The 24,209-nt window shown below is 62.2% G+C and carries 24 protein-coding genes; 17 read left to right on the forward strand and 7 right to left on the reverse strand.

Annotated elements, in window-relative coordinates; translation table 11 throughout:
- Nucleotides 1-246: 246 nt before the first annotated feature.
- The 4 genes from BM300_RS08890 to BM300_RS08905 form a co-directional block, all read right to left on the reverse strand.
- Nucleotides 247-516 carry a DUF3613 domain-containing protein gene (locus BM300_RS08890; protein ID WP_092462575.1) on the reverse strand — a complete coding sequence of 90 codons (270 nt, stop codon included), beginning with the start codon at nucleotides 514-516 and terminating at the stop codon, nucleotides 247-249.
- Nucleotides 517-538: 22 nt separating this feature from the next.
- Nucleotides 539-1,252, reverse strand: coding sequence for a tetratricopeptide repeat protein (locus BM300_RS08895; protein WP_092224732.1), 714 nt, complete (start codon nucleotides 1,250-1,252; stop codon nucleotides 539-541).
- Nucleotides 1,253-1,308: 56 nt separating this feature from the next.
- Nucleotides 1,309-2,532: a type II and III secretion system protein family protein gene (locus BM300_RS08900; RefSeq protein WP_063324894.1), complete on the reverse strand. Its 1,224-nt coding sequence runs from the start codon at nucleotides 2,530-2,532 to the stop codon at nucleotides 1,309-1,311.
- A 478-nt stretch (nucleotides 2,533-3,010) separates the two neighbouring features.
- Nucleotides 3,011-3,637: an alanyl-tRNA editing protein gene (locus BM300_RS08905; protein ID WP_092150151.1), complete on the reverse strand. Its 627-nt coding sequence runs from the start codon at nucleotides 3,635-3,637 to the stop codon at nucleotides 3,011-3,013.
- Between the two features lie 90 nt (nucleotides 3,638-3,727).
- Between BM300_RS08905 and BM300_RS08910 the strand changes: the two genes are divergently transcribed.
- Nucleotides 3,728-4,726 carry a LysR family transcriptional regulator gene (locus tag BM300_RS08910; RefSeq protein ID WP_092462576.1) on the forward strand — a complete coding sequence of 333 codons (999 nt, stop codon included), beginning with the start codon at nucleotides 3,728-3,730 and terminating at the stop codon, nucleotides 4,724-4,726.
- 179 nt (nucleotides 4,727-4,905) lie between these two features.
- On the opposite strand, the gene BM300_RS08915 is transcribed toward BM300_RS08910, so the two are convergent.
- Both BM300_RS08915 and BM300_RS08920 read right to left on the reverse strand, forming a co-directional pair.
- Entirely contained in the window at nucleotides 4,906-5,313 is a 408-nt protein-coding gene (locus tag BM300_RS08915; RefSeq protein WP_003204309.1) for a PA2817 family protein, read from the reverse strand.
- A gap of 231 nt (nucleotides 5,314-5,544) precedes the next feature.
- Nucleotides 5,545-7,992: an acyl-CoA dehydrogenase gene (locus BM300_RS08920; RefSeq protein WP_092462578.1), complete on the reverse strand. Its 2,448-nt coding sequence runs from the start codon at nucleotides 7,990-7,992 to the stop codon at nucleotides 5,545-5,547.
- Nucleotides 7,993-8,394: 402 nt separating this feature from the next.
- Here BM300_RS08920 and BM300_RS08925 point away from each other — a divergent pair, with 402 nt between their 5' ends.
- The 4 genes from BM300_RS08925 (at nucleotide 8,395) to BM300_RS08940 (ending at nucleotide 11,574) form a co-directional block, all read left to right on the forward strand.
- Nucleotides 8,395-9,054 (forward strand): transglutaminase-like domain-containing protein, encoded by a 660-nt coding sequence (locus BM300_RS08925; protein WP_092462579.1) that lies wholly within the window; start codon nucleotides 8,395-8,397, stop codon nucleotides 9,052-9,054.
- Nucleotides 9,055-9,099: 45 nt separating this feature from the next.
- Complete coding sequence (locus BM300_RS08930) at nucleotides 9,100-9,723, forward strand: glutathione S-transferase family protein (protein WP_092462581.1); 624 nt, start codon at nucleotides 9,100-9,102, stop codon at nucleotides 9,721-9,723.
- Nucleotides 9,724-9,859: 136 nt separating this feature from the next.
- A complete protein-coding gene (locus BM300_RS08935) occupies nucleotides 9,860-10,792 on the forward strand; it encodes an ABC transporter ATP-binding protein (RefSeq protein ID WP_072347156.1) in 933 nt (310 codons plus the stop codon).
- Between the two features lie 2 nt (nucleotides 10,793-10,794).
- The gene (locus BM300_RS08940) at nucleotides 10,795-11,574 is read left to right on the forward strand and encodes an ABC transporter permease (protein ID WP_072347169.1); all 780 of its coding nucleotides are present in this window, start codon (nucleotides 10,795-10,797) and stop codon (nucleotides 11,572-11,574) included.
- Between the two features lie 296 nt (nucleotides 11,575-11,870).
- On the opposite strand, the gene BM300_RS08945 is transcribed toward BM300_RS08940, so the two are convergent.
- On the reverse strand, nucleotides 11,871-12,386 hold the full coding sequence (locus BM300_RS08945; RefSeq protein ID WP_092150130.1) for a DUF2062 domain-containing protein: 516 nt from the start codon (nucleotides 12,384-12,386) through the stop codon (nucleotides 11,871-11,873).
- A 144-nt stretch (nucleotides 12,387-12,530) separates the two neighbouring features.
- Here BM300_RS08945 and BM300_RS08950 point away from each other — a divergent pair, with 144 nt between their 5' ends.
- The 12 genes from BM300_RS08950 (at nucleotide 12,531) to BM300_RS09005 (ending at nucleotide 24,024) form a co-directional block, all read left to right on the forward strand.
- The gene (locus tag BM300_RS08950) at nucleotides 12,531-14,777 is read left to right on the forward strand and encodes a DNA internalization-related competence protein ComEC/Rec2 (protein ID WP_092462583.1); all 2,247 of its coding nucleotides are present in this window, start codon (nucleotides 12,531-12,533) and stop codon (nucleotides 14,775-14,777) included.
- Nucleotides 14,778-14,872: 95 nt separating this feature from the next.
- Nucleotides 14,873-15,508, forward strand: a complete 636-nt coding sequence (locus tag BM300_RS08955; RefSeq protein WP_170862036.1) for a MotA/TolQ/ExbB proton channel family protein — start codon at nucleotides 14,873-14,875, stop codon at nucleotides 15,506-15,508.
- Complete coding sequence (locus tag BM300_RS08960; protein WP_092349073.1) at nucleotides 15,505-15,933, forward strand: ExbD/TolR family protein; 429 nt, start codon at nucleotides 15,505-15,507, stop codon at nucleotides 15,931-15,933. The genes BM300_RS08955 and BM300_RS08960 overlap by 4 nt, the downstream gene beginning before the upstream one ends.
- Entirely contained in the window at nucleotides 15,933-16,943 is a 1,011-nt protein-coding gene (gene lpxK, locus BM300_RS08965) for a tetraacyldisaccharide 4'-kinase (protein WP_092150124.1), read from the forward strand. Before BM300_RS08960 ends, lpxK begins: the two co-directional genes overlap by 1 nt.
- A 23-nt stretch (nucleotides 16,944-16,966) precedes the next feature.
- Nucleotides 16,967-17,152 (forward strand): Trm112 family protein, encoded by a 186-nt coding sequence (locus BM300_RS08970; protein ID WP_003179363.1) that lies wholly within the window; start codon nucleotides 16,967-16,969, stop codon nucleotides 17,150-17,152.
- Nucleotides 17,149-17,913: a 3-deoxy-manno-octulosonate cytidylyltransferase gene (gene kdsB, locus BM300_RS08975; RefSeq protein WP_053189634.1), complete on the forward strand. Its 765-nt coding sequence runs from the start codon at nucleotides 17,149-17,151 to the stop codon at nucleotides 17,911-17,913. The genes BM300_RS08970 and kdsB overlap by 4 nt, the downstream gene beginning before the upstream one ends.
- Entirely contained in the window at nucleotides 17,913-18,377 is a 465-nt protein-coding gene (locus tag BM300_RS08980) for a low molecular weight protein-tyrosine-phosphatase (protein WP_072347151.1), read from the forward strand. The genes kdsB and BM300_RS08980 overlap by 1 nt, the downstream gene beginning before the upstream one ends.
- Complete coding sequence (murB, locus tag BM300_RS08985) at nucleotides 18,374-19,393, forward strand: UDP-N-acetylmuramate dehydrogenase (protein ID WP_092462585.1); 1,020 nt, start codon at nucleotides 18,374-18,376, stop codon at nucleotides 19,391-19,393. Before BM300_RS08980 ends, murB begins: the two co-directional genes overlap by 4 nt.
- A 266-nt stretch (nucleotides 19,394-19,659) precedes the next feature.
- Complete coding sequence (locus tag BM300_RS08990; protein WP_003204280.1) at nucleotides 19,660-20,130, forward strand: (2Fe-2S)-binding protein; 471 nt, start codon at nucleotides 19,660-19,662, stop codon at nucleotides 20,128-20,130.
- Entirely contained in the window at nucleotides 20,127-22,442 is a 2,316-nt protein-coding gene (locus BM300_RS08995; RefSeq protein WP_092462587.1) for a xanthine dehydrogenase family protein molybdopterin-binding subunit, read from the forward strand. The genes BM300_RS08990 and BM300_RS08995 overlap by 4 nt, the downstream gene beginning before the upstream one ends.
- Nucleotides 22,442-23,413, forward strand: a complete 972-nt coding sequence (locus BM300_RS09000) for an XdhC family protein (RefSeq protein WP_092462589.1) — start codon at nucleotides 22,442-22,444, stop codon at nucleotides 23,411-23,413. The genes BM300_RS08995 and BM300_RS09000 overlap by 1 nt, the downstream gene beginning before the upstream one ends.
- Nucleotides 23,414-23,433: 20 nt before the next feature.
- Nucleotides 23,434-24,024, forward strand: a complete 591-nt coding sequence (locus BM300_RS09005) for a nucleotidyltransferase family protein (protein WP_092150115.1) — start codon at nucleotides 23,434-23,436, stop codon at nucleotides 24,022-24,024.
- The last annotated feature ends 185 nt before the right edge of the window (nucleotides 24,025-24,209 follow it).

Raw genomic sequence — 24,209 nt, forward strand, 5'->3', positions numbered from 1 at the left:
GCCAGGGGCCGCTGCGCGACCCAGCGGGAGCAAGCTCCCTCGCCACAAGGGTTATGGCCTGAATGCTGATACCCGCTCGAACACCCAAAAAGCCAAAAGTCACGCCCGGCCAGATAAAGCCATAGCCTCTGCCAAGCGCGTTCGGTTCATGCAGGAAAGACCAAAAGACCGCAGCCCTCGGCAGTTCCTACATCGGATCAATGTAGGCGCTGTTGAGGGCTGCGATCTTTTCGTTTTCTGCGTGGTTCATTTGCTACTGGTGATTTCTCCTGCCGAGTCCTGGTCAAAGAATTCCGGGATCGGGTAGTTGAAGCTGTTGAGCCAACGCTGCATGGCCATCTCGCGCTCGGCGGCCGAGGCGGTTTGCAGGTTGGTGGAGGCCACCACGCCGCGAATCTGCAGTTGCATCCAGCTCTCGGTGCCTTGCTGTGCGGCCGAAGAGGGGCCTGGGTCAATGGCCCAGGCGCTGCTGGAAAGGGTCACCATGCACACGATCATCAATTGTTTGGTCATCATTTCTTGAACTCCTCGTAACGCTCTACTTGACCGCGCCGGTTGAGGCATCGACGATCTCGGTGGGGCGGTTGGCGGGTGACGTCATTGTGTTTGTGGCCGAACCCCTGATTTTTTCCGCACGGGCTTGGGCATCTGCCACTTGCTGGGGGCTCAGCTTGGCCATGTTCGCGAGCTCGGCGGCCTGCTTCCAGTTGTCCTGGTAGATCAGCAGGGTCACCATGTTGAGCGCAGCCAGCGTGTCGGACTGCTGGAGCTCCATGGCGGTCATGAACTCGAAGCGGGCTTCTGAAATGCGTCGTTGGTTGAGGTAGACGACACCCAGGTCGTTGCGGATCTTGCCTTCGGTCGGGGCCATTTTCGCTGCGCGTTCGAGGTATTGCGTAGCGGCTGCATTGTCATTTTTGGCGACTGCCAATTGACCAAGGCCATGTTCACCGTCTGCGGCCAGGCATGTCCCGAGCAGGCTTTTGTACAACGGTTCGGCCTCGTTGCGGCCCATCAGGCGCAGCACCCGAGCCTTGCGCAGGCGGACCTGGACCAAGTCCTCGGGCAAGCGTTCGAGGTTCGCCAGGCTGGCGTACAAACGACCTTCGTTGGCCATGTCTTCGGCCATGTTCAAGGCCAGTTCCTGGTCGGCTCCGGGCTTGGCGCAATCGGTCGTGCGTGAAGCCACTACGCTGTTGCTGGCACAACCGGCGAGCATCAAGGTCGCCGCTATTGCGATCACTGCTTTCATTGAATGCCCCTTGGCAAGCCGTTGGACAATAGGTGCTTCGCACATCGGGCGCCGGCTCATTGGGAAAGCCCGCTGCGGTTGTCGAACTCGCCATGTTCGAGGAAGTACATACGGTAGAAATTCGGGTCGTAATTGCGCAGTTGTTCGCCCGGCAATGTTGGCAGTTGCGCGTCGGCGGCCAACGGTTGGACCAGGTGCGGCGTGACGATCATCAGCAGTTCGCGCTCTTCGCGGTTGATGGCGTTGTCACGAAAGAACGCGCCGAGAATCGGCACATCGCCCAGCCCTGGAAACTTGTTCACCTGGGAGCTGTTGCGGGTGCTGATCAGGCCGCTGATGACGAAGCTTTCGCCATCGGCCAAGGCGATGCTGGTGTCGGTACGACGTACCGTGAGTGCTGGCACCAGGGTCCCGGCGATGTTCACCGCGTTGGTGAAGTCCAGCTCACTGACTTCCGGAGCCACCTTCAGTGCGATGCGATTCTTGCCGATGACGGTGGGGGTCAGGGTCAGGCGAATGCCGAATTCCTTGTACTCGATGGACACGTTGTCGCTACCGGCACTGGGCACCGGGATCGGCACTTCGCCGCCGGCCAGGAAGCTCGCACTCTGCCCGCTGAGGGCCACCAGGCTCGGCCGCGCCAGGGTATAGGCGAAACCGCTGCCTTCCAGTGCGTTGATCATCAACAGGGTCTTACCGGTGGCAAAGGACAGGTTGAACATGTCGTTATTGACCGGCAATGAAGGCCGGACAATACCGCCGACAGTGGGCAAGGTTCGCGGCGAGCCGAACAGGAAGTTGCCACGGCTGCCAAAAATCGATGTCGAGGCTTCCTTGAGTTTGGTCCGGCTGACTTCAACGAAACGAATGTCGGTCTGCACCTGGGCGAGCAGCATCGGATCTTCGGACGGTATGCTCGCAGCACCGGTCAGCGCCTCGGTGGCCCGGCCTTTGACAAAGATCATGCTCTGGCGCGGTATCTTCGAACAGTCGGTCCAGACCATCAGGCTGGTGGCGCCGGGTGCCAGGCCCGTGAGAATAAAGGCATCGCTGCCACTGGGCTGCACATCGGCAATTTTCGGGTCGCCGACTGCCAACTTCGTCACGGGGGCGAGAATGCGCAGTTCGCTCTGGAGCCCTTGGCCGACCTCGAAGGTTGCCGGCAAATTGTCCAGTTGCGAACAATTTGCCGCTGCGGCCTGGGCCGCATCCAAGCCAAGACCCATCCAGAACAGGCCATGAAGGAAATGTTTTAGAACGGGAGCAGTACGATGGGTCATGAAGTGATCCTCGATGAAGAGGCCATCCCTAGGCTTGTCTATTTGCCTCGGATCACTTAAGAGGCCCGGGCTACCCCTTTCCATCTAACCTGACTGTTCATTGATTCCGGTTTCAGGCCTCGTCGCTTACCAACAAACGGGCGCATTTCACCGGCCTGACTGAACGACAGGCTGCTTGCAAACGACTTTTCGGTACCCGGGAGCTCCGGGATTTTCGAAGGCGATGACGGTGTCGATCAGTTCGCTTCAGGGAGCGTTTTGCCGACCCTGTCATCGCTTCTGTTTGACGGTAGTTCAAGCATGGCAAAGCGCCACGCCTTAAATAAAAAAATGACTAAAAAGTGACGGAAGGGAAAAAATCGCACAAATGGGCGTCAATAATCTGTCTTTTTGTGCTGTGAAAGGGATTTGCAGGAGCCAGGTCTGACGGGGGAGGCGAGACCTGCGAGCCATTGCTGGTCGCAGGGGCTGGCGGATATCAGGCCACGTGGTAATGCACTGACAGGATTCCTTTCTTTTGCGAAAGCGAGGCGATGGTGACTGTTCCCAGTTCCTGCAGGTGCTGCACGTGAGTGCCGCCGCAACCGTAGGCGGGCAGCTCACCGAAACCGACTTCGCGCAGGCCTTCGCGTAACGTGATCAGGCGCGGCAAGTCGTTGGCAATCCATTCGTCGATGCCTTGCTGGATCATCGAGATGTCCAGTTCCTGAGGATTTTCCCTTGGCTGGAACTGTACGCGGCTTTCACCGGGCCAGTGATGGGCCTTGATCGGCGTCCAGCCGCGGGTCTCGGCGAAATGGCCGATCAGATGCCCAGCCGAGTGCAGGCGCGCATTCAACTGTCGACGCTGCGCATCCACGCGGATCGCGGCGGTGCCCAAGGCCACCGGACTGTCGACGTAATGGACGATCTGTGGCCCTTCCTGGACCACGCGTAGCACCTGGCTTTCGCCGATCCATCCGGTGTCGCAGGGCTGACCGCCACCCTGGGGATGGAACAGCGTGGCGTGCAGCACCACGGCAAACTCATGTTCCCGGGGGCTGCAATCCAGGACTTCCACGTTGGCCTTGAGGTCATCGCTATGGAAAAAGAGGCGAAGCGTCATGTGCCATATCCACATCAGAAATTGTGACGGGATTATAGGTAGGGCGTAAAAGGGTGATAATCCGTTCAAATTTCAAAGGACTGTTGCGCCATGAGCACAAATCTACCGTTGCCGTTGCTGGCCGAAATGGCCATCTTCGTCAAGGTCGTGGAGACCGGCAGTTTCTCCGAGGCGGCCCGCCAGTCAGGTTCATCACCGTCGGCCATCAGCCGCAGTATTTCTCGCTTGGAGAAAGCCCTGGCGACCCGTTTGTTGCAACGCACCACCCGCAAGTTGCGTTTGAGCGATGGTGGGGAAGAGGTGTTCAAGCGCTGTCAGGAAATGGTCGCCGCCGCTCGGTCGGTGATGGAAATCAGCGGGCAGTTCACTCAGGAGGCTGAAGGTCGCATCCGCATCAGCGTACCCAAGGCGGTGGGGCGTTTCGTGATTCATCCGCACATGCCCGAATTCTTGCGTCGTTATCCGAAGGTCGATGTGGAGCTGTTCCTGGAGGATCGGCAGGTCGACCTGATCGATGATCATGTCGACCTGGCCATCCGGATTACCGATCAACCTCCGGTCGGGCTGGTGGGGCGTCAGTTGCTGACCATTGATCACCTGCTCTGCGCCACGCCGCAGTACCTGGCTGAACACGGTATGCCCAAGCATCCTCATGACCTGTTGGAGCACAGCTGCATTTACCTGGGGGCAACCCCGAACGATGCGCGCTGGAAATTCAAGAAAGGCAGCAAGTCCGTTACCGTCAGCGTGCGCGGACGCTACGCGGCCAATCACACGGGCGTGCGGTTGGGGGCCGTCTTGCAGCACATCGGCATTGGCAGCCTGCCGTACTTCACCGCCCGTCATGCCTTGGAGCAAGGCTTGATCGTACAGGTATTGGCCGACTGGACGTTCCTGGCTTCCTACCACGGTGGCTTGTGGTTGCTGCATTCACCGACCCGCTACCTGCCGCCCAAGTTGCGGGTGTTCATTGATTATCTGGTGGCGTGTCTGGAGAAGGAACCGACTTTGAGCACGGTGGGCGGCGGGAGTGGTTCCAGCAAGGTCGCGACGGGTTATGAGTTGCCGGAGAGTGATGGGTTGTTGTGACGGGCCTCATCGCGAGCTCGCTCCCACAAGAGGTCTGCTGAGCCGATGAATGTTGATCAACCGCAACCAGTGTGGGGGCGAGCTCGCTCGCGATGAGGCCCGTCCAGGCAACACACTTTGGCAAGGCAAAAAAAAGCCCGCAGGGTTAACCGTGCGGGCCTTTGCATGACGGATCGCAATCAGTGCTTGCTGTCCTGGTCCGACATCGCCAGCAATTGCTTTTCCTGGTTCCAGTCGAAAGGCTCGTCGTTTTGCTCGGCTTCGAAACGACGCTCCTCCAGGGCCTGGTACAGGGCGATTTCTTCGTCGGGCATGTAGTGCAGGCAGTCGCCGGCGAAGTACCAGAGCAGGTCGCGAGGCACCAGGTGGGCGATTTGTGGATAACGGACGATCACTTGGCACAGGAGGTCCTGGCCCAGGTACTGGCTTTCGATCGGGTCGACGGGCAGTTGCGCGCGCAACTCGTCGAAGCGCTCCAGAAACAGGGCGTGGCTTTCTTCGGGCACCTGTTCGGCCTCACCCACGGCGACCAGAATGCTGCGCAAGTGGTCAAGCAAGACAAGGTGATCGGCAACGACATTGGACACGAGATAAGTCCTCAAGAGCAAAACGGGCGCAGGAGTATAAAGGGCCTACGCGCAGTTTCATATGCTTGAGCGGATCGGGCTGATGAGAGTCAGCCTTCGTGTCGAGGGAGCTTGCTCCCGCTGGGCTGCGTAGCGGCTCCCGGCTTTTGCGGTTGCTGCGCAACCGAGCAGGAACAGCTCCCTCGCCACGAAGGTACAACCCCTTGGCACCGGGGTTGAAACGCTGTCCGCTCAGCGCACTTTGGCTTCGGCGAGTGTCAATTGCTCCTTGTCGAAATCATCCACGTCGATGACTTTGCGCCGCGCCGCCTCGGCCGCGCGCAAGGTCTGCGCTTCACCGGCTTGCAGCACACCCGCTTCCAGGGCTGCGTCGATGAGGGGTTCGCCCGGCGCTGGGTTGAGCTGACCCTGCTTGAGCGCGACGTGCAGTTTCTTGTGCAGCGGATGAGCGGCGGTCAGCAGGTCGGCAGCGTGTTGCAGGGCGCCCACCGGGTCGTCGATCGATTGCGGGCGATAGCAGCCCTGCAGCAGCTCTTCGAGGGTCGGATCACCCTTGGGCCGGCCGATGACCGCCGCCACCTCGGCGTCGAGCCTGTCGCTCGGGCCCTTGTGACGCCGACCGAAGGGGAACACCACCAGGCGCAACAGGCAACCCAGCACCCGGTTCGGGAAGTTGCTCAGCAGTTCATCCAGCGCACGCTCCGACTGGCCCAGGCTTTCCTCCATGGCCCAGGTGAACAGCGGCGTCATGTGGTCCGGCGAGTCCAGGTCGTGATAGCGCTTGAGCGCTGCGGAGGCCAGGTACAGGTTGCTCAATACGTCGCCCAGGCGGGCCGACAAGCGTTCCCGGCGTTTGAGTTCACCCCCCAGCAGCATCATGCTCAGGTCCGCCAGCAGGGCGAACGCCGCCGCCTGCCGGTTGAGGGCGCGAAAATAACCCTGGCTCAAGGCATTGCCGGGGGCCTTCTCGAAATGCCCCAGGCCGAGGTTAAGCACCAGGGTGCTGGCGGCGTTACTCACGGCAAAACCAATGTGCTTGAGCAATAAGGCGTCGAACTCGACCAGTGCCTGGTCCTTGTCTTCGCGGCTTGCCAGGGCCATTTCCTTGAGCACGAACGGATGGCAGCGAATGGCGCCCTGGCCAAAGATCATCAGGTTGCGCGACAGGATGTTCGCGCCTTCGACCGTGATGAAGATCGGCGCACCTTGCCAACTGCGACCCAGGTAATTGTTCGGGCCCATGATGATGCCCTTGCCGCCATGCACGTCCATGGCGTGGCTGATGCACTCGCGGCCGCGTTCGGTCAGGTGGTACTTGAGAATGGCCGACAGCACCGAAGGCTTTTCCCCCAGGTCCACGGCGTTGGCGGTCAGCATGCGTGCGGCATCCATCATCCAGGCGTTGCCACCGATGCGTGCCATGGCTTCCTGGATACCTTCGAACGCCGACAACGGTACGTTGAATTGCTCGCGCACCTGGGCGTACTGGCCCGTTACCAGGCTGGTGAACTTTGCAGCACCGGTACCCACCGCCGGCAGGGAAATCGAGCGTCCGACCGACAGGCAGTTCATCAGCATCATCCAGCCCTTGCCGAGCATGTCCTGGCCGCCAATGAGGAAGTCCAGCGGGATGAACACGTCCTTGCCCCAGTTCGGCCCGTTCATGAACGCGGCGCCAAGGGGCAGGTGACGGCGGCCGATATGCACGCCAGGGGTGTCGGTGGGAATCAAGGCGAGGCTGATGCCCAGGTCTTCTTGCTCACCCAGCAGGTGGTCGGGGTCATACGCCTTGAAGGCCAGGCCCAGGAGGGTGGCTACCGGACCGAGGGTGATGTAGCGCTTTTCCCAGTTCAGGCGCAGGCCCAATGTTTCCTGGCCTTCCCATTCACCCTTGCAGATGACGCCGGTGTCGGGCATCGCCCCGGCGTCGGAGCCGGCCAGCGGCCCGGTCAGGGCGAAGCAGGGAATGTCGTCGCCACGGGCCAGTCGCGGCAGGTAATGGTCGCGTTGCTCATCAGTGCCGTAGTGCAGGAGCAGTTCCGCCGGGCCGAGGGAATTGGGGACCATCACGGTGGAGGCCAGGTCGCCGCTGCGCGTGGCCAGTTTCATTGCCACCTGGGAGTGGGCATAGGCGGAGAAGCCCTTGCCGCCGTATTCCTTGGGAATGATCAACGCGAAGAACCCGTGCTCCTTGATATGGGCCCAGGCTTCAGGCGGCAGGTCCATGGCCTGGCCGATCTGCCAGTCGCTGACCATTGCGCAGAGGGCTTCGGTGGGGCCGTCGAGGAACGCCTGCTCCTCCTCGGTGAGTTGCACCTTGGGGTAGGCCAGCAGCAAATCCCAGTCCGGGCGGCCGCTGAACAGTTCGCCGTCCCACCACACCGTGCCGGCGTCGATGGCGTCGCGCTCGGTCTCGGACATGGGCGGCAGGGTTTTCTGGAACCAGTCGAACATCGGCGCACTGAAGTACCGGCGGCGCAGGTCCGGTAGCAGCAGCGGGGCCGCGACGGCTGCGAGTGCCACCCAGAGGATCAGCAGCAGCCAGCCGGGCGCATGGCTGAAAATGCCCATGGCCAACAGATAGACCGCGACGATACCCAGCGCGGGCAGCGGGTCGGTGCGCCGATGCGCCAGCCAGGCGATCCCGACGACCAGGACCAGTATCCACAACAACAGCATATGTAATCCTCCGTGAACCAAGGCAAAACCGACCTTCAGAGCTTAGACGGCATCTGCAAAACCGGCGGTCAGCGCGATGTGATTGATTTCGTGGGAAACCCTGGGTGCATTGCGCCAGTCTGGTTGGCAACAGCCGTGGGAAATCGTTCGTTAACAAGGTGAGAAAACGCCATTGTTTGGCCGGAATGCCGTTATCGCTGGGCCGGGGCGGTGGATAAACTCGTGGTTCCCGATGCCAGTTCGCCAACCACTGTTGTGGCGAGGGAACTTGCTCCCGCTGGGCTGCGTAGCGGCCCCCAACTTTTACGGTTGCTGCGCAACCGAGCGGGAGCAAGCTCCCTCGCCACAAGGACCTGGTTCGGCATTACCTGCGGTGATGTTTCCCGAGAGGTCTTTCCTTATATGCAGCAATACCTGAACCCCGGCCCCTTCATCGACAGCGATCACCCCGCGGTCATCGACTTTACCGAAACCCACCGCGGCGCCGATCGCGACCCGCAGGCCCAGGCGGTCAGCCTGTATTACGCCGTGCGCGAGGCGGTGCGCTACAACCCCTACACCTTCAGTCGCGACCCGGCGACCCTGCGCGGCAGTTACGCGCTGGCTGCAGGCGAAAGCTATTGCGTGCCCAAGGCCACCTTGCTGGCCGGTTGCGCCCGGCATTGCGGCATCCCGGCGCGCATCGGCCTGGCGGATGTGCGCAATCACCTGTCTACGCCGCGCTTGCTGGAATTGCTCAGGAGCGACGTGTTCGCCATGCACGGTTATACCGAGCTGTACCTGAACGACCGCTGGGTCAAGGCCACGCCGGCATTCAACCAGGGGCTGTGCGAGTTGTTCGACGTGGCCCCGCTGGAGTTCGACGGTCGCCATGACAGCGTGTTCCACCCGTTCAATCGGCAAGGAGCAAAGCTGATGGAGTACATCACCGACCACGGCCAGTTCGCCGATGTGCCCGAAGCGTTCTTCTTCGAGCACCTGGAAAAATGCTACCCGCACCTGTTCGGCGCGCAGGTGCCGCGCTTGCTCGGCGACATGCAGGGTGATTTGAGTCGTGTCTGATCCGGCGTATGCTGCTGCGGCATTTATCCATCGAGGGACGCCGTGATGCTGAAGATATGGGGCCGGAAAAATTCATCGAATGTGCGCAAGGCGTTGTGGTGCGCAGAAGAGTTGGGGCTGGCCTACGAGGCCATTGATGCGGGCGGGGCATTCGGTGTGGTGGATACGCCCGAGTACCGTGCGAAAAACCCCAATGGTCGGGTGCCGATGATCGAGGACGACGGCTTCGTGCTTTGGGAGTCCAACACGATTGTGCGTTACCTGGCTGCTCGCCATGCGTCGGGTTCGGCCTGGTATCCCGCTGACGTACAGGCACGGGCCCAGGCTGAAAAATGGATGGATTGGACCACCTCCAGTTTTGCCGCACCGTTTCGCACGGTGTTCTGGGGCGTCTTGCGCACCCCGGCCGAGCAACAGGATTGGACGGCCATCAATGCGGCGATCAAGGAGTGCGACGATTTGCTGGCCATGGTCGAGCGCACCTTGAGTGAGCAGCCCTACCTGTCGGGTGATGAAATCGGCATGGGCGACATTCCCCTGGGCAGTTTCATTTATGCCTGGTTCGAGATGCCCATCCAGCGCGCCGAGCTACCTGGCGTGCAGGCCTGGTACGCGCGATTGCAGCGGCGTCCGGCCTACCGCAAAGCTGTCATGACCGCGTTGACTTAATACTTACTATCGACACACTTGACTGTACTTGTGCGGCGACGCCAAGCACCATTGCCTTCGTGCGCCGTGGTTGCATTGCTCGCCGCCCGCCCTTATCTAGTCTTTTCTTCCCTCCCTTCTTGGTGCGTAATCCGATATGAGTTCCGCTCTGTCCATCCGGCAGCTAACCAAAACCTACGGCAACGGTTTCCAGGCCTTGAGTGGTATCGATCTGGATGTCGCCGAAGGTGACTTTTTCGCCTTGCTCGGCCCGAACGGTGCCGGCAAATCCACCACCATCGGCATTCTTTCCACCTTGGTGAACAAGACCAGCGGCACGGTGAACGTGTTCGGTCATGACCTGGACCGCGAGCCTGCCGCCCTCAAGCGCTGCATTGGCGTGGTGCCCCAGGAATTCAATTTCAACCAGTTCGAAAAGACTTTCGACATCGTCGTGACCCAGGCCGGTTACTACGGCATTCCGCCGAAGATCGCCAACGAGCGCGCCGAGCAGTACCTGACCCAATTGGGCCTGTGGGACAAGCGTGACGTGCCGTCCCGTTCACTGTCCGGCGGCATGAAGCGTCGCCTGATGATTGCCCGCGCACTGGTGCATGAGCCGCGCCTGCTGATCCTCGACGAACCGACTGCCGGCGTGGACATCGAACTGCGTCGTTCGATGTGGACCTTCCTCACCGAGCTGAACCAGAAAGGCATCACCATCATCCTCACCACCCATTACCTGGAAGAGGCTGAGCAGTTGTGCCGCAACATCGGCATCATCGACCACGGCACCATCGTCGAGAACACCAGCATGCGCCAGTTGCTCAGCCAACTGCATGTGGAAACCTTCCTGCTGGACCTGAAAAACGACCTGGCGACGGCGCCCCAGCTCATGGGTTATCCGGCCCGCCTGGTAGACAGCCACACCCTGGAAGTCCAGGTCGACAAAGCCGTGGGCATCACCGGGCTGTTCACCCAACTGGCCCTGCAAAACATTGAAGTGCTGAGCCTGCGCAACAAAACCAATCGCCTCGAGGAGTTGTTCGTGTCCCTGGTGGAGAAAAATCTGGCGAAGGTGGCGGTATGAGCATGAGTTCCGAGCTGCGCCCCAACCTCATCGCCCTCAATACCATCGTTTACCGTGAAGTCCGGCGTTTCATGCGGATCTGGCCACAGACGCTGCTGCCACCGGCCATCACCATGGTCTTGTACTTCGTGATCTTCGGTAATCTGATCGGCCGGCAGATCGGCGACATGGGTGGCTTCACGTACATGGACTACATCGTGCCGGGGCTGATCATGATGTCGGTGATCACCAACTCCTACGGCAACGTGGTGTCGAGTTTCTTCGGCAGCAAGTTCCAGCGTTCGATCGAAGAACTGATGGTCTCGCCGGTGTCGCCCCATACGATCCTCATCGGCTACACCCTGGGCGGTGTCCTGCGCGGCCTGGCGGTGGGCCTAATCGTGACCCTGCTGTCGTTGTTCTTCACCCATTTGCAGGTGCATCACCTGGGCGTGACGGTATTGGTGGTGGTGCTCACGGCCACGATCTTTTCGCTGCTGGGGTTCATCAATGCCGTGTTTGCGCGCAACTTCGATGACATCTCCATCATCCCGACGTTCGTGCTCACGCCGCTGACTTACCTGGGCGGGGTGTTCTACTCGATCTCCCTGCTGCCGCCGTTCTGGCAGACCGTGTCCCTGGCCAACCCGGTGCTGCACATGGTCAACGCCTTTCGCTATGGAATTCTCGGGGTGTCGGACATCAAGATCAGCATCGCGATCACCTTCATGCTGGTGGCGACCGTGGTGCTTTACATCGGTTGCGCGCGGTTGTTGGTCAGCGGCCGCGGGATGCGCACCTAACATTCCTTGTGGGGGGCGAGCCTGCTCGCGATAGCACCAGTACGAACACCCCAAAAAAGGCCTCCATTCCCAGACAAGCGGTTCAGTCAAGAAAAATGATGGACCTGTGGCGAGGGAGCTTGCTCCCGCTCGGCTGCGAAGCAGTCGTAAATCGGCGGGTGCGGTGTGTCTGATACTCCACATCTGGCAGGTTTTGGGGCCGCTTCGCGGCCCAGCGGGAACAAGCTCCCTCGCCACGGGGTTGTCGATTGCCTTAAGTGAACAGCATGACCCTTCCCGGGAGGCCTTTTTGCGTCTCACATCCGGCTTTTCTTGCGCCGCCGCCACTGTCGGGCCACCCACCAGCGCCAGTAACTCATGGTGACGAAGTAGGCGAGGGCGCCGAGTACCAGGCCGGTCACCACCGAGCCGAGCAGGAACGGCTGCCACAAGGTGGACAACTGGCCACTGATCCATTCCCAGGTCAGCTCATCGGGCAGCGTCCGGGCGGGCACGTCCATCAGCCAGGCGCCGGTCTGATAGGTGCAGAAAAACACCGCCGGCATGGTGATCGGATTGGTCAGCCACACCAGGCTCACCGCAATCGGCATATTGCCGCGCACCGTGACGGCCAATGCGGCGGCCAGCAACATCTGCAGCGGGATTGGCAAGAACGCGGCAAACAGGCCAACAGCCATCGCCCGGGCGACAGAGTGCCGATTGAGGTGCCAAAGGTTGGGATCGTGCAGCAGCGTGCCGAGAAAACGTAAGGACTTATGTTCCCGAATGCTCTCTGGGTCTGGCATGTAACGTTTGAATAGGCGCCGGGGCATAAGGCTTCTCGGTCGGTTCAACGCAGTAAGGCCGCAAGTATGTCTGGATTCTACGGCTGGCAGATTCAGACTTTGTGACAATTGATAACGCCAGCGGTGCCGTGGACCGTCTATACCTGAAGAGGGCACTCTCAAGGACGGGTTATGCGCACAGGGTTAGTCGCGCTTGCACTGGGGTTGTTGGCCCCGATTTTTTTGCCGGCATTGCCGCCGTTATGGCTGATTGCAGCCATGCCGGTGCTGGCGCTGATAGCGTTGCCGTTTCGAACCTATCCTCTGGGTTTTTTCCTGTTCGGGCTGGCCTGGGCCTGCCTGTCGGCGCAGTTTGCGCTGGACGATCGGTTACCCATCGCGCTCGACGGCGAAACCCGCTGGGTCGAGGGGCGAGTGGTCGGCTTGCCGCAACAGGGTGAAGGCGTGGTGCGCTTCGAACTGGCCGATGTGCATTCGCGCCGTACCCGTCTACCGACGGCGATGCGCCTCGCCTGGTTCGGGGGGCCGCCTGTAAACAGCGGCGAACGATGGCGATTGGCAGTGAAGCTCAAGCGGCCCGCCGGGTTGTTGAACCCGCACGGCTTCGACTATGCCGCCTGGTTGTTGAGCCGCGGCGTTGGTGCGACCGGTACCGTCAAGGACGGGCATCTCCTGCACGCGGCCCAGGGTGCCTGGCGTGACGAGGTGCGCCAGGCGTTGGCACAGGTTGACGCCCATGGTCGCTCCGGCGCGCTGGCGGCCTTGGTCCTGGGCGACGGCGGCGGGCTGAGTCGCGAGGATTGGCAGGTGCTGCAAGACACCGGCACCGTCCACTTGCTGGTGATCTCCGGGCAGCACATCGGCCTGCTTGCCGGCCTGGTGTACCTGTTGGTGGCCGGAGCGGCGCGTTATGGCCTGTGGCCGGCGGGGCTGGCGTGGTTGCCTTGGGCCTGTGCGCTGGCCTTTTGCGCCGCCCTGGGCTACGGCTTGCTCGCCGGCTTCGAGGTGCCGGTGCGGCGGGCCTGCGCGATGATTGGCCTGGTGTTGCTGTGGCGCTTGCGTTTCAAGCAGCCAGATCCGTGGTGGGCATGGCTGCTGGCCTTCGTCGGGGTGCTGGTGTTCGACCCGCTTGCCAGCTTGCGGCCAGGGTTCTGGTTGTCGTTTGCAGCCGTGGCCATATTGATGTTCACCTTTGGCGCCCGCCTGGGGCCCTGGCGCTGGTGGCAAACCTGGACCCGTGCCCAGTGGCTGGTAGCGCTTGGCCTGTGTCCGCTGTTGTTGATCGTGGGCTTGCCGGTCAGCCTCAGCGGGCCGTTGGTGAACTTGCTCGCGGTGCCCTGGATCAGCCTGTTGGTATTGCCGCCAGCGCTGCTTGGCACTGCATTGTTGCCGGTGCCGTTCATGGGCGAAGGCCTGCTGTGGATCGCCGGCGGGCTGTTGGATCTGCTGTTCAAGGGGCTGACGCTGGTTGCCGGACGGATGCCGGCCTGGGTCCCTGCTGCGGTCCCGCCCTGGGCCTTGGCTATCGCCGTCCTCGGTGCTTTTTTGCTGCTGTTGCCCAAAGGTGTGCCGCAACGTGTACTGGGCTGGCCGATGGTGTTGCTGATGGTCTTTCCACCGCAAGAACACCTGCCGCAAGGGCACGCCGAGATCTGGCAACTGGACGTGGGCCAAGGGCTGGCGGTGCTGGTGCGGACCCGGCGGCACACCCTGCTTTACGACGCCGGACCGCGCTTTGGCGAGGCTGACGCGGGCGAGCGGGTCGTACTGCCGACCTTGCGCAAACTGGGTGTGCGCAGCTTGGACCTGATGTTGCTCAGCCACGCCGACGCCGATCACGCTGGCGGTGCCCGCGCCGTGCGCAAGGGGCTGCCGACGCTGGAGGTGATCAGCGGCGATCCCGACGCGCTCCCCGCCGAGCTGCTGGCCGGGCCTTGCGACAGTGGCAGGCGCTGGGAATGGGACGGGGTCGGGTTCGAACTGTGGCGGTGGGCCTCTGCTGTCGAGAGCAACCAGAAGTCCTGCGTCTTGCTGGTGGAGGCCGGTGGTGAGCGCCTGCTGCTGACCGGCGATATCGACACGCATGCCGAGCGCGCCTTGCTCGACGAAGCCCTGGCGGCGCCGATCCAGTGGCTGGCCGCGCCGCACCACGGTAGCCGCAGTTCGTCGTCGATGGCGTTGCTGTCGCGTCTCAAGCCGCATTCGGTATTGATCTCCCGAGGGCAGGGCAACGCGTTCGGCCACCCTCATCCCCAGGTGATGGCCCGGTATCGGCGCTCGGGCCTGACGATATACGACAGTGCCGAGCAGGGCGCCATTCGTCTGCAACTGGGCGCTTTCGAGCGGCCGCGTACCGAGGCCGGGCATCGCCGATACTGGCGTGATCCGCCAGCAGTCGGGGCACCGGGGCAATATTGATCCAGCGCAATCGGCTGATGCGCTTATCGGTGGGGCGGGTCTGCAAGGCGAGTCGGTGTGATAAAGTGGCGCACTTTTTCGAGGGGGCAGTCACTGTGTGGGAATTGGTCAAATCCGGCGGCTGGATGATGTTGCCGATCATTCTGAGTTCCATCGTGGCACTGGGTATCGTTGCCGAACGCCTGTGGACCCTGCGGGCCAGCCGCGTGACCCCGGAGCATCTGCTCGGGCAGGTCTGGGTCTGGATCAAGGACAAGCAACTGAACAAGGACAAGCTCAAGGAACTGCGGGCCAGTTCCCCCTTGGGGGAAGTCCTCGCCGCCGGCCTGGCGAACTCCAAGCATGGTCGCGAGATCATGAAGGAGTGCATCGAGGAAGCTGCCGCCCGGGTCATCCACGAACTGGAGCGCTATATCAGTACCCTGGGCACCATCGCCGCCATGTCCCCGCTGCTGGGCCTGCTGGGTACGGTGCTGGGCATGATCGACATCTTCAGTGCGTTTACCGGCTCCGGCATGACCGCTAACGCCGCAGTACTGGCGGGGGGCATTTCCAAGGCTTTGATCACCACCGCCGCCGGCCTGATGGTGGGTATTCCGGCCGTGTTCTTCCATCGGTTCCTGCAACGCCGTGTCGACGAGTTGGTGGTCGGTATGGAGCAGGAAGCGATCAAGCTGGTCGAGGTGGTGCAAGGTGACCGTGACGTGGACCTGGCTGGGGGCAAGAAGTGAAATTCCGCCGCAAGCCACGGGAAAACATCGAGATCAACCTTGCATCGCTGATCGACGTGGTGTTCATCCTGCTGCTGTTTTTCGTCGTGACCACCACGTTCACCCGGGAAACCCAGCTCAAGGTTGAATTGCCACAGGCCGTCAGCGGCTCGCCGGCCGAAGACCAGCAACTGAAGAATCTGGAAATCACTATCAGCGCCGAAGGGACGTTCTCGGTGAACAACCAGTTGCTGCCCAAGAGCGACCTGGCGAGCCTGATCGAGGCCCTGCAGAAAGAATCCGGCGGCGACACCAACCTGCCGCTGTCCATCAGCGCCGACGGCAAGACCCCTCATCAATCGGTGATCACCGCCATGGACGCGGCCGGCAAGCTCGGTTTCAGCCATCTGCGCATGACCACGGTCGAGGCGGCCCCGGCACCCTGATGGCCATGTCCGATCGATTGCTTGCCGCGTGGTACGAAGGTCACCCGGCCCTGACGTTGTTGCGGCCGCTGGAGTGGTTGTACCGACGGGTGGTGGTGGGCAAGCGCGAGCGTTTCCTGGCGGGCGAAGGCCACATCTACCAGCCCCCCGTGCCGTTGGTGGTGGTGGGCAATATCACGGTCGGTGGCACCGGCAAGACACCGTTGATCCTGTGGATGATCCAGCACTGCCAGCGCAGTGGCCTGCGGGTCGGCGTGGTCAGCCGGGGTTACGGCGCCAAGCCGCCGCAGCTGCCGTGGCGGGTCGCGGCCGAGCAGGGCGCCGACATCGCGGGTGATGAGCCACTGTTGATCGTCCAGCGCACAGGTGTGCCGTTGATGATCGACCCTGATCGCAGTCGCGCGATCCAGGCGCTGCTGGAGGCCGAACCACTGGACCTGATCCTGTCCGACGACGGCATGCAGCATTATCGGATGGCCCGGGACCTCGAGCTGGTGTTGATAGACAACGCCCGCGGCTTGGGCAATCGCCGTTGCCTGCCTGCAGGGCCGTTGCGCGAGCCGGTCGAGCGCCTGCAATCGGTCGACGCGGTGCTGTACAACGGCGCCAGTGCCGACCGTGAAGACGGTTTCGCCTTCCAATTGCGCCCCACCGCGCTGGTGAACCTGGCCAGCGGCGAGCGGCGTTCCCTCGACCATTTTCCACCCGGCCAGGCCCTGCATGCCGTGGCCGGCATCGGCAACCCCCAGCGTTTCTTCAAGACCCTCGAAACGCTACACTGGCGGCCAATACCGCATGGGTTTGCCGACCACGCCGAATACAGCGCCCAGGCCTTGAGTTTCACGCCATCGCTGCCGGTGGTCATGACGGAAAAGGACGCCGTCAAATGCCGTGCCTTCGCCGCACCCGACTGGTGGTACCTGGCGGTAGACGCCGCGCCGTCACCGGCTTTCGCGGCCTGGTTCGATACGCAGTTGATACGCCTGTTGCCGGATCGGCTTTTGCCTTAAAACCTTTTATCCAGGGGAATTCCATGGACACCAAATTGCTCGATATTCTGGCCTGCCCGGTCTGCAAAGGCCCGCTCAAGCTCAGCGCCGACAAGACCGAACTGATCAGCAAGGGGGCCGGCCTGGCCTACCCGATTCGCGACGGCATCCCGGTGATGCTCGAAAGCGAAGCCCGCACCCTGACCACCGACGAGCGCCTGGATAAATGACCGCAGCCTTTACCGTTGTCATTCCGTCGCGTTTCGCTTCGACGCGCCTGCCCGGCAAGCCGTTGCTGTCGATTGCCGGCAAGCCGATGATTCAGCATGTCTGGGAGCAGGCCTGCAAAAGCAGCGCCCAGCGTGTGGTGGTGGCGACTGACGATGCGCGCATCGTCGAGGCCTGCAAAGGCTTTGGCGCCGAAGTCGTCCTGACGCGTGAAGACCATAATTCCGGCACTGACCGCCTGGCGGAGGTCGCGGCGAAGCTCGGTCTTGCCGCCGACGCTATCGTGGTCAATGTGCAAGGCGACGAGCCGTTGATCCCGCCGAGCGTTATCGATCAGGTCGCCGCCAACCTCGCGGCCCACACTGAGGCGCGCATGGCCACCCTGGCCGAGCCGATCGAGGATGTGCAGACCTTGTTCAATCCCAACGTGGTCAAGGTGGTCAGTGACCTCAATGGCCTGGCGTTGACCTTCAGCCGCGCGACGTTGCCCTGGGCGCGGGACGCATTTGCCCAAAGCCGTGACGTGATGCCGGAAGGCGTGCCATACCGCCGCCACATCGGCATCTATGCCTACCGCGCCGGCTTCCTCCAGGACTTCGTCGCCTGGGGCCCGTGCTGGCTGGAAAACACTGAAGCCCTGGAACAGCTGCGTGCCCTGTGGCACGGCGTGCGGATCCACGTCGCCGATGCGCTGATCGCCCCGCCGACCGGCGTGGACACCGCCGAAGACCTCGAGCGCGTTCGTCGCCTGCTGGAGGCTTGATGCGGGTCCTGTTTGTCTGCCTCGGCAATATCTGCCGCTCGCCCACCGCCGAAGGCATCCTGCGCCACAAGTTGCGTGAGGCCGGGTTGGCCGGGCAGGTGGAAGTCGCTTCCGCCGGCACCGGTGACTGGCACGTCGGCAAGGCTCCGGACAAGCGCAGCCAGGCGGCGGCCCTGAAGCGTGGCTACGACTTGTCGGCCCAGCGTGCGCAACAGGTGACCCGCGCTGATTTCGCCGCCTATGACCTGATCCTGGCGATGGACAGCAGCAACCTGCGCCACCTCAAGGCCTTGCAACCGGCCAATGGCAAGGCCGAGCTGGACCTGTTCCTGCGGCGCTACGAAGCTGAACTCGACGATGTGCCGGACCCGTACTACGACGGCGAACAAGGCTTCGAACAAGTGCTGGACCTGATCGAGCGCGCTACCGATCGCCTGGTGATCGAATTGAAGGGGCGGTTATGACCTTGCAGGTGCGGGCGGGCGTCAGCCTCAAGCCCTTCAACAGTTTCGGGGTGGACGTCACTGCCCGGTTGTTCGCCGAAGCCCACAGCGATGGTGATGTTCGCGAGGCGTTGGCTTATGCCGCCGAACATGCCGTGCCATTGTTGGTAATAGGGGGCGGCAGCAACCTGTTGCTGACCGGCGACATCGACGCGCTGGTGCTGCGCATGGCCAGCCACGGTATTCGCCTGCTCAGCGATGACGGCGAACGCGTAGTGGTCGAAGCCGAAGCAGGGGAGCCCTGGCACCCGTTCGTCCAGCACACGTTGGCGCAGGGCTGGTCCGGATTGGAGAACCTCAGTCTGATCCCCGGTACTGTGGGCGCGGCACCGATGCAAAACATCGGCGCCTACGGTGTGGAGATCAAGGACGTCTTCGCCGGCCTCACCGCGCTGGATCGCCAGACCGGCGAGCTGCGCGATTTCAGCCTTGAAGACTGTCGGTTCGCTTATCGCGACAGCCTCTTCAAACAGCAAGCGGGTCGCTGGTTGATCCTGCGGGTGCGCTTCGCCCTCAGTCGCGCCGCACACTTGCATCTGGAGTACGGTCCGGTTCGCCAGCGATTGACCGAGCAGGGCATCGAGCAGGCGACACCCACCGATGTGAGCCGGGCCATTTGCAGCATCCGCAGCGAAAAACTCCCGGACCCGACCGTGCTGGGCAATGCCGGCAGCTTCTTCAAGAACCCGCTGGTGCCGGCCGCGCAGGTAGCGCACCTCAAACTGCAATACCCTGACCTGGTGGCTTATCCACAGCCTGAAGGGCAGATGAAAATCGCCGCCGGCTGGTTGATCGAACGGGCCGGCTGGAAGGGCTTTCGCGAAGGTGATGCCGGGGTGCACAAGTTGCAGGCGTTGGTGTTGGTCAACTACGGCAACGCCACGGGCCCGCAACTTCTGGACTTGGCCCTGCGCATCCAGAAAGACATTGCCGAGCGTTTCCAGGTCGAGCTGGAAATGGAACCCAATCGGTACTGAACCGCGCTTGCCCGATCACCTGGAAAAACGCCCTGCACACCTTGCGCACGATCATTTGTGCAGGATTGTGCAGGGCGTTTTGCGTGATCCTGGGTTAATTTAGCCTCCTAACGATGCGACCATCGCATCCCAAAGGCCCGATGCAGACGCCTGCGTGCGCCGGCATAAGAGAGCCCGATCAGCCTGAGTCAGTCTGCGACAACCGAACCGTCAACCCAGCGGCAGATTGCTCGACCCCATAACTCGATAACTATGCGGGCGTGCCCATGATTACCCTGAAACTCAATGGAAAAGACCATCAACTGGATGTGACCGAGGACATGCCGCTGCTGTGGGCTATCCGGGATGTGGCCGGTTACAACGGCACCAAATTCGGCTGCGGCATGGGCCTGTGCGGCGCGTGCACCATCCACATCGACGGCGCCCCGGCGCGCAGTTGCATTACGCCAATCGGTTCTGTGAATGGACAAAATGTCAGCACCATAGACGAACTTCATGTCGATCCGGTTGGGCAAATCGTCCAGAAGGCCTGGCTCGACACAGCAGTGGCCCAGTGCGGTTACTGCCAGGGCGGGCAGATCATGTCGGCGACCGCCTTGCTCAAGACCAACCCCAACCCGAGTGATGAGCAGATCGAAGAAGCCATGGTCGGCAACATCTGCCGTTGCGGCACCTACAACCGGATCAAGACCGCGATCCGCCAGGCCTCCACTCACCTGAAGGAGGCCAAGGCATGAGCCGCTTGCCCGATGATTTTGTCCTGAGCAACCTCAGCCGTCGCGGCTTCCTCAAAGGCGCGAGTGCCGCCGGTGTGCTGGTACTGGCGGCCACGTGGGGGCTGCCGGAGGCCTTTGCCGAGGAAAAGAAATTCGGTGCCGAGGGCATGCCCCATGGCGCGGTCGACGACCCGAAGGTGTACGTCAGCATTGCTGTCGATGGCAGCGTGACCGTGATCTGCAACCGTTCGGAAATGGGCCAGGGTGTGCGTACCAGCCTGAGCATGGTCGTGGCCGATGAGCTGGAGGCCGACTGGGCGCGAGTGAAGGTGCAACAGGCGCCGGCCGATGAGGCGCGTTTCGGCAACCAGGACACCGACGGTTCACGCAGCATGCGTCATTGGTACGAGCCGATGCGCCGTTGCGGTGCTGCCGCCCGGACCATGTTGGAACTGGCCGCCGCCGCGCAGTGGAAGGTGCCGGTGGATGAATGCCATGCCCAACTGCACAAGGTGCTGCACCAGCCTTCGGGGCGTGAACTGGGTTATGGCGAATTGGCCGCCGCCGCCAGTGCCCTGGCGGTGCCGAGCCGTGGCAGCCTGCGCCTCAAGCAGCCATCGGAATTCCGCTACATCGGCAAGGAGGCGAGCCGGGCCATCGATGGCGCAGACATCGTCAACGGTCGTGCCGTGTTTGGTGCCGATGTGCATTTCGACGGCATGCTCTATGCCGTCATCGCGCGTCCGCCGGTCTATGGTGGCAAGGTCAAGAGCGTGGACAGCAGCGCCGCGCTGAAAGTACCGGGCGTGGTCAAGGTGGTGCAGATCGAAGGGCGCCCGCTGCCCTCGGAATTCCAACCGTTGGGCGGCGTGGCGGTGGTGGCGAAGAACACCTGGGCGGCGATCAAGGGCCGCGAAGCGTTGAAAATCCAATGGGACGACGGCCCGAATGCCGGTTATGACTCCATTGCCTATCGCAAGGAGCTGGAAGCGGCGGCCCTCAAGCCCGGAAAAGTCGTGCGCAGCAGCGGCGATCTCGACGATGCGCTGGCCAAGGCTGATTCGACGTTGGAAGCATCGTATTACTTGCCGCACTTGTCCCAATCACCGATGGAACCGATGGTTGCCGTCGCCCGGTTCAAGGACGGCCAATGCGAGGCCTGGGCACCGAGCCAGGCCCCGCAGGTGACCCGTGAACGTGTCGCTGAACGCCTGGGCATTCCTTTCGAGAAGGTCACGGTGAACATCACGTTGTTGGGCGGCGGTTTCGGACGCAAGTCCAAACCCGACTTTGTCGTCGAAGCGGCCGTGCTCGCCAAGGAATTTCCCGGCCAGGCAATACGGGTGCAATGGACCCGTGAAGACGACATCCATCACTCGTATTTCCACACGGTATCGGCCGAATACCTCAAGGCCGGCCTGAACCAGGACGGTATGCCGTCCGGCTGGTTGCACCGCACCGTGGCCCCGAGCATCACCGCACTGTTTGCGCCGGGCATGACCCACGAGGCGCCGTTCGAAATAGGCATGGGCGTGACCAACATGGCTTATGCCATCCCGAACCTGCGCCTGGAGAATCCCGAAGCGGTGGCCCATGCCCGGGTGGGTTGGTATCGCTCGGTGTCGAACATCCCCCATGGTTTCGCGATCCAGAGTTTCATCGACGAATTGGCCCACAAGGCCGGCCAGGATCCGCTGAAGTACCAGGTCAAATTGCTTGGCCCGGATCGCAAGATCGATCCGCGTAGCTTGAGCGAAGAGTGGAACTATGGCGAATCCCCCGAGCGCTATCCGATTGATACCGCGCGGATCCGCACGGTGCTGGAAACCGCTGCCAAGGCCGCCGGTTGGGGCCGGGAACTGCCCAAGGGCCGTGGCCTGGGCTTGGCCGTGCACTACAGCTTCGTCACTTACGTGGCGGCGGTGATCGAAGTAGAGGTCAAGGACGACGGCACGGTGATCGTGCACAAGGCGGACATCGCCGTGGATTGCGGTCCGCAGATCAACCCCGAGCGCATCCGTTCCCAGTTCGAGGGCGCCTGCGTCATGGGGCTAGGCAATGCCATGGTGGGGGAAATCAGTTTCAAGGATGGCAAGGTGCAGCAGGACAATTTCCACATGTACGAGGTGGCGCGCATGTCCCTGGCGCCCAAGGAAGTGGCCGTGCACTTGGTCACGCCGCCGGGGGAGGTGCCGTTGGGCGGTGTCGGCGAGCCGGGTGTGCCACCGATTGCGCCTGCGCTGTGCAACGCGATTTTCGCTGCCACTGGCAAGCGTATTCGTAGCCTGCCTGTGCGCTATCAGCTGCAAGGCTGGCAGCAGGCGAAGGCCTGATGGACAGCGTTGATCTGAACGTCCTGCGCAGCGTGCTCGAGTGGCGCCGCGCCGGGCAGCGGGTGGTGCTGTTCACTGTGGTCCAGACCTGGGGCACAGCGCCAAGGCCGCCGGGGGCGATGCTGGCCCTGCGCGAAGATGGCGTGGTGATTGGTTCGGTGTCGGGTGGTTGTGTCGAGGATGACCTGATCGCCCGGCTGTACGACGGTCGGATTCCGGCGGACGGCCCGCCGGTGCAACTGATCACCTATGGCGTCACCCGCGAAGAAGCGGCGCGCTTCGGCCTGCCGTGCGGCGGCACCCTGCGCCTGACCGAAGAGCGGGTGGGCGATCCACACTGGGTCGCGCAATTGCTGGAACGTTGCGAAGCCCATGAGATTGTCGCCCGGGAGCTGACAGTCGCCAGCGGCAACGTGGTCCTGACCCCGGCCAGCAAAACCGACGCCCTGGTGTTCGATGGACAGGTCCTGCGGGCCATATACGGCCCACGTTGGCGGCTGTTGCTGATCGGCGCCGGGCAACTGTCGCGCTACGTGGCGGAAATGGCCCGGTTGCTGGACTTCGAAGTGCTGATTTGCGATCCGCGCAAGGAGTTTGTCTATGGTTGGGAAGAGCAGCATGGCCGCTTCGTCTCGGGGATGCCTGACGAAGCGGTGTTGAGCATCCAGACCGACGAGCGCACCGCCATTGTGGCCTTGACCCACGACCCACGCCTGGACGACATGGCGCTGCTCACGGCCCTGGACTCCAAGGCCTTTTATGTCGGTGCCCTGGGCTCGCGAGTCAACAGCCAGAAGCGCCGGGATAACCTGGCTCAGCTAGGCTTGTCAGCACAGGCCATTGAACGCTTGCATGGACCCATCGGCCTGCACATCGGCAGCCACACCCCAGCGGAAATTGCCTTGTCGCTGCTGGCCGAGATCGTGGCCATCAAGAATGGCGTTGAACTGCGGCAGAAAAAGCCGTTGTAAGCCGCGGGCGAGGAGGGCGTATGAGCGAGTCGATAGGCGTGATCATTCTCGCGGCCGGATCGGGCAGTCGTTTCCGTCAGGTGGCCGGCCCCGACAAGGATAAGTTGCTGGCCGATTGCACCGGGCGGGACGGTGCCGTCCGTTCGGTGATCGAGCAGGTGCTGGTGAACTTGCCTGCCTCCCTGCAAAAGCGCGTCCTGGTGACGAGCCAGGATCGTCCGCAAGCCATCCGCATGGCCCAAGCCTATGGCTGCGATTTCGTGGCGCTGGACTCTCCCGGTCTGGGGGACAGCATCGCGGCCGGTGTCCAGGCTTGCCCGGACCTTGCTGGCTGGTTGATGGTACTGGGTGATATGCCTTTCATCCTGCCGTCGACTATCGAGCAGGTGGCGGCGAGGATTCGCGAGGATGGCATCAGTGTGCCGGTCCTCTCCGGCGAATACGGGCATCCGGTGGGATTCGGCCGTGCGTTTGGCCCAAGACTGATGGCACTGACTGGAGATCGCGGTGCCAAGGCATTGTTTGCCGGGGCGCAAGTGGTCGAGGTGCCGGTGGATGACCCTGGCGTGACGTGGGATGTCGATGTGCCAGAGGCATTGGCCTTCAAATAACAATCGACGCAGAACCCTGTGGGAGCGAGCTTGCTCGCGAAAGCGGTCCGATATTCAGCATTGATGCAAGCTGACCCGGCGCCATCGCGAGCAAGCTCGCTCCCACAGTGGATCTTCAGTGGGCATAAGTCTTGTCTGGTCCCAGTCCCGCTGTGGATAAGTATGAAGGCATAAAAAAGCCCCGC

Origin of the sequence: Pseudomonas sp. NFACC46-3 (assembly GCF_900114515.1) — a bacterium.
Taxonomy (GTDB): Bacteria; Pseudomonadota; Gammaproteobacteria; order Pseudomonadales; family Pseudomonadaceae; genus Aquipseudomonas; species Aquipseudomonas fluorescens_Q.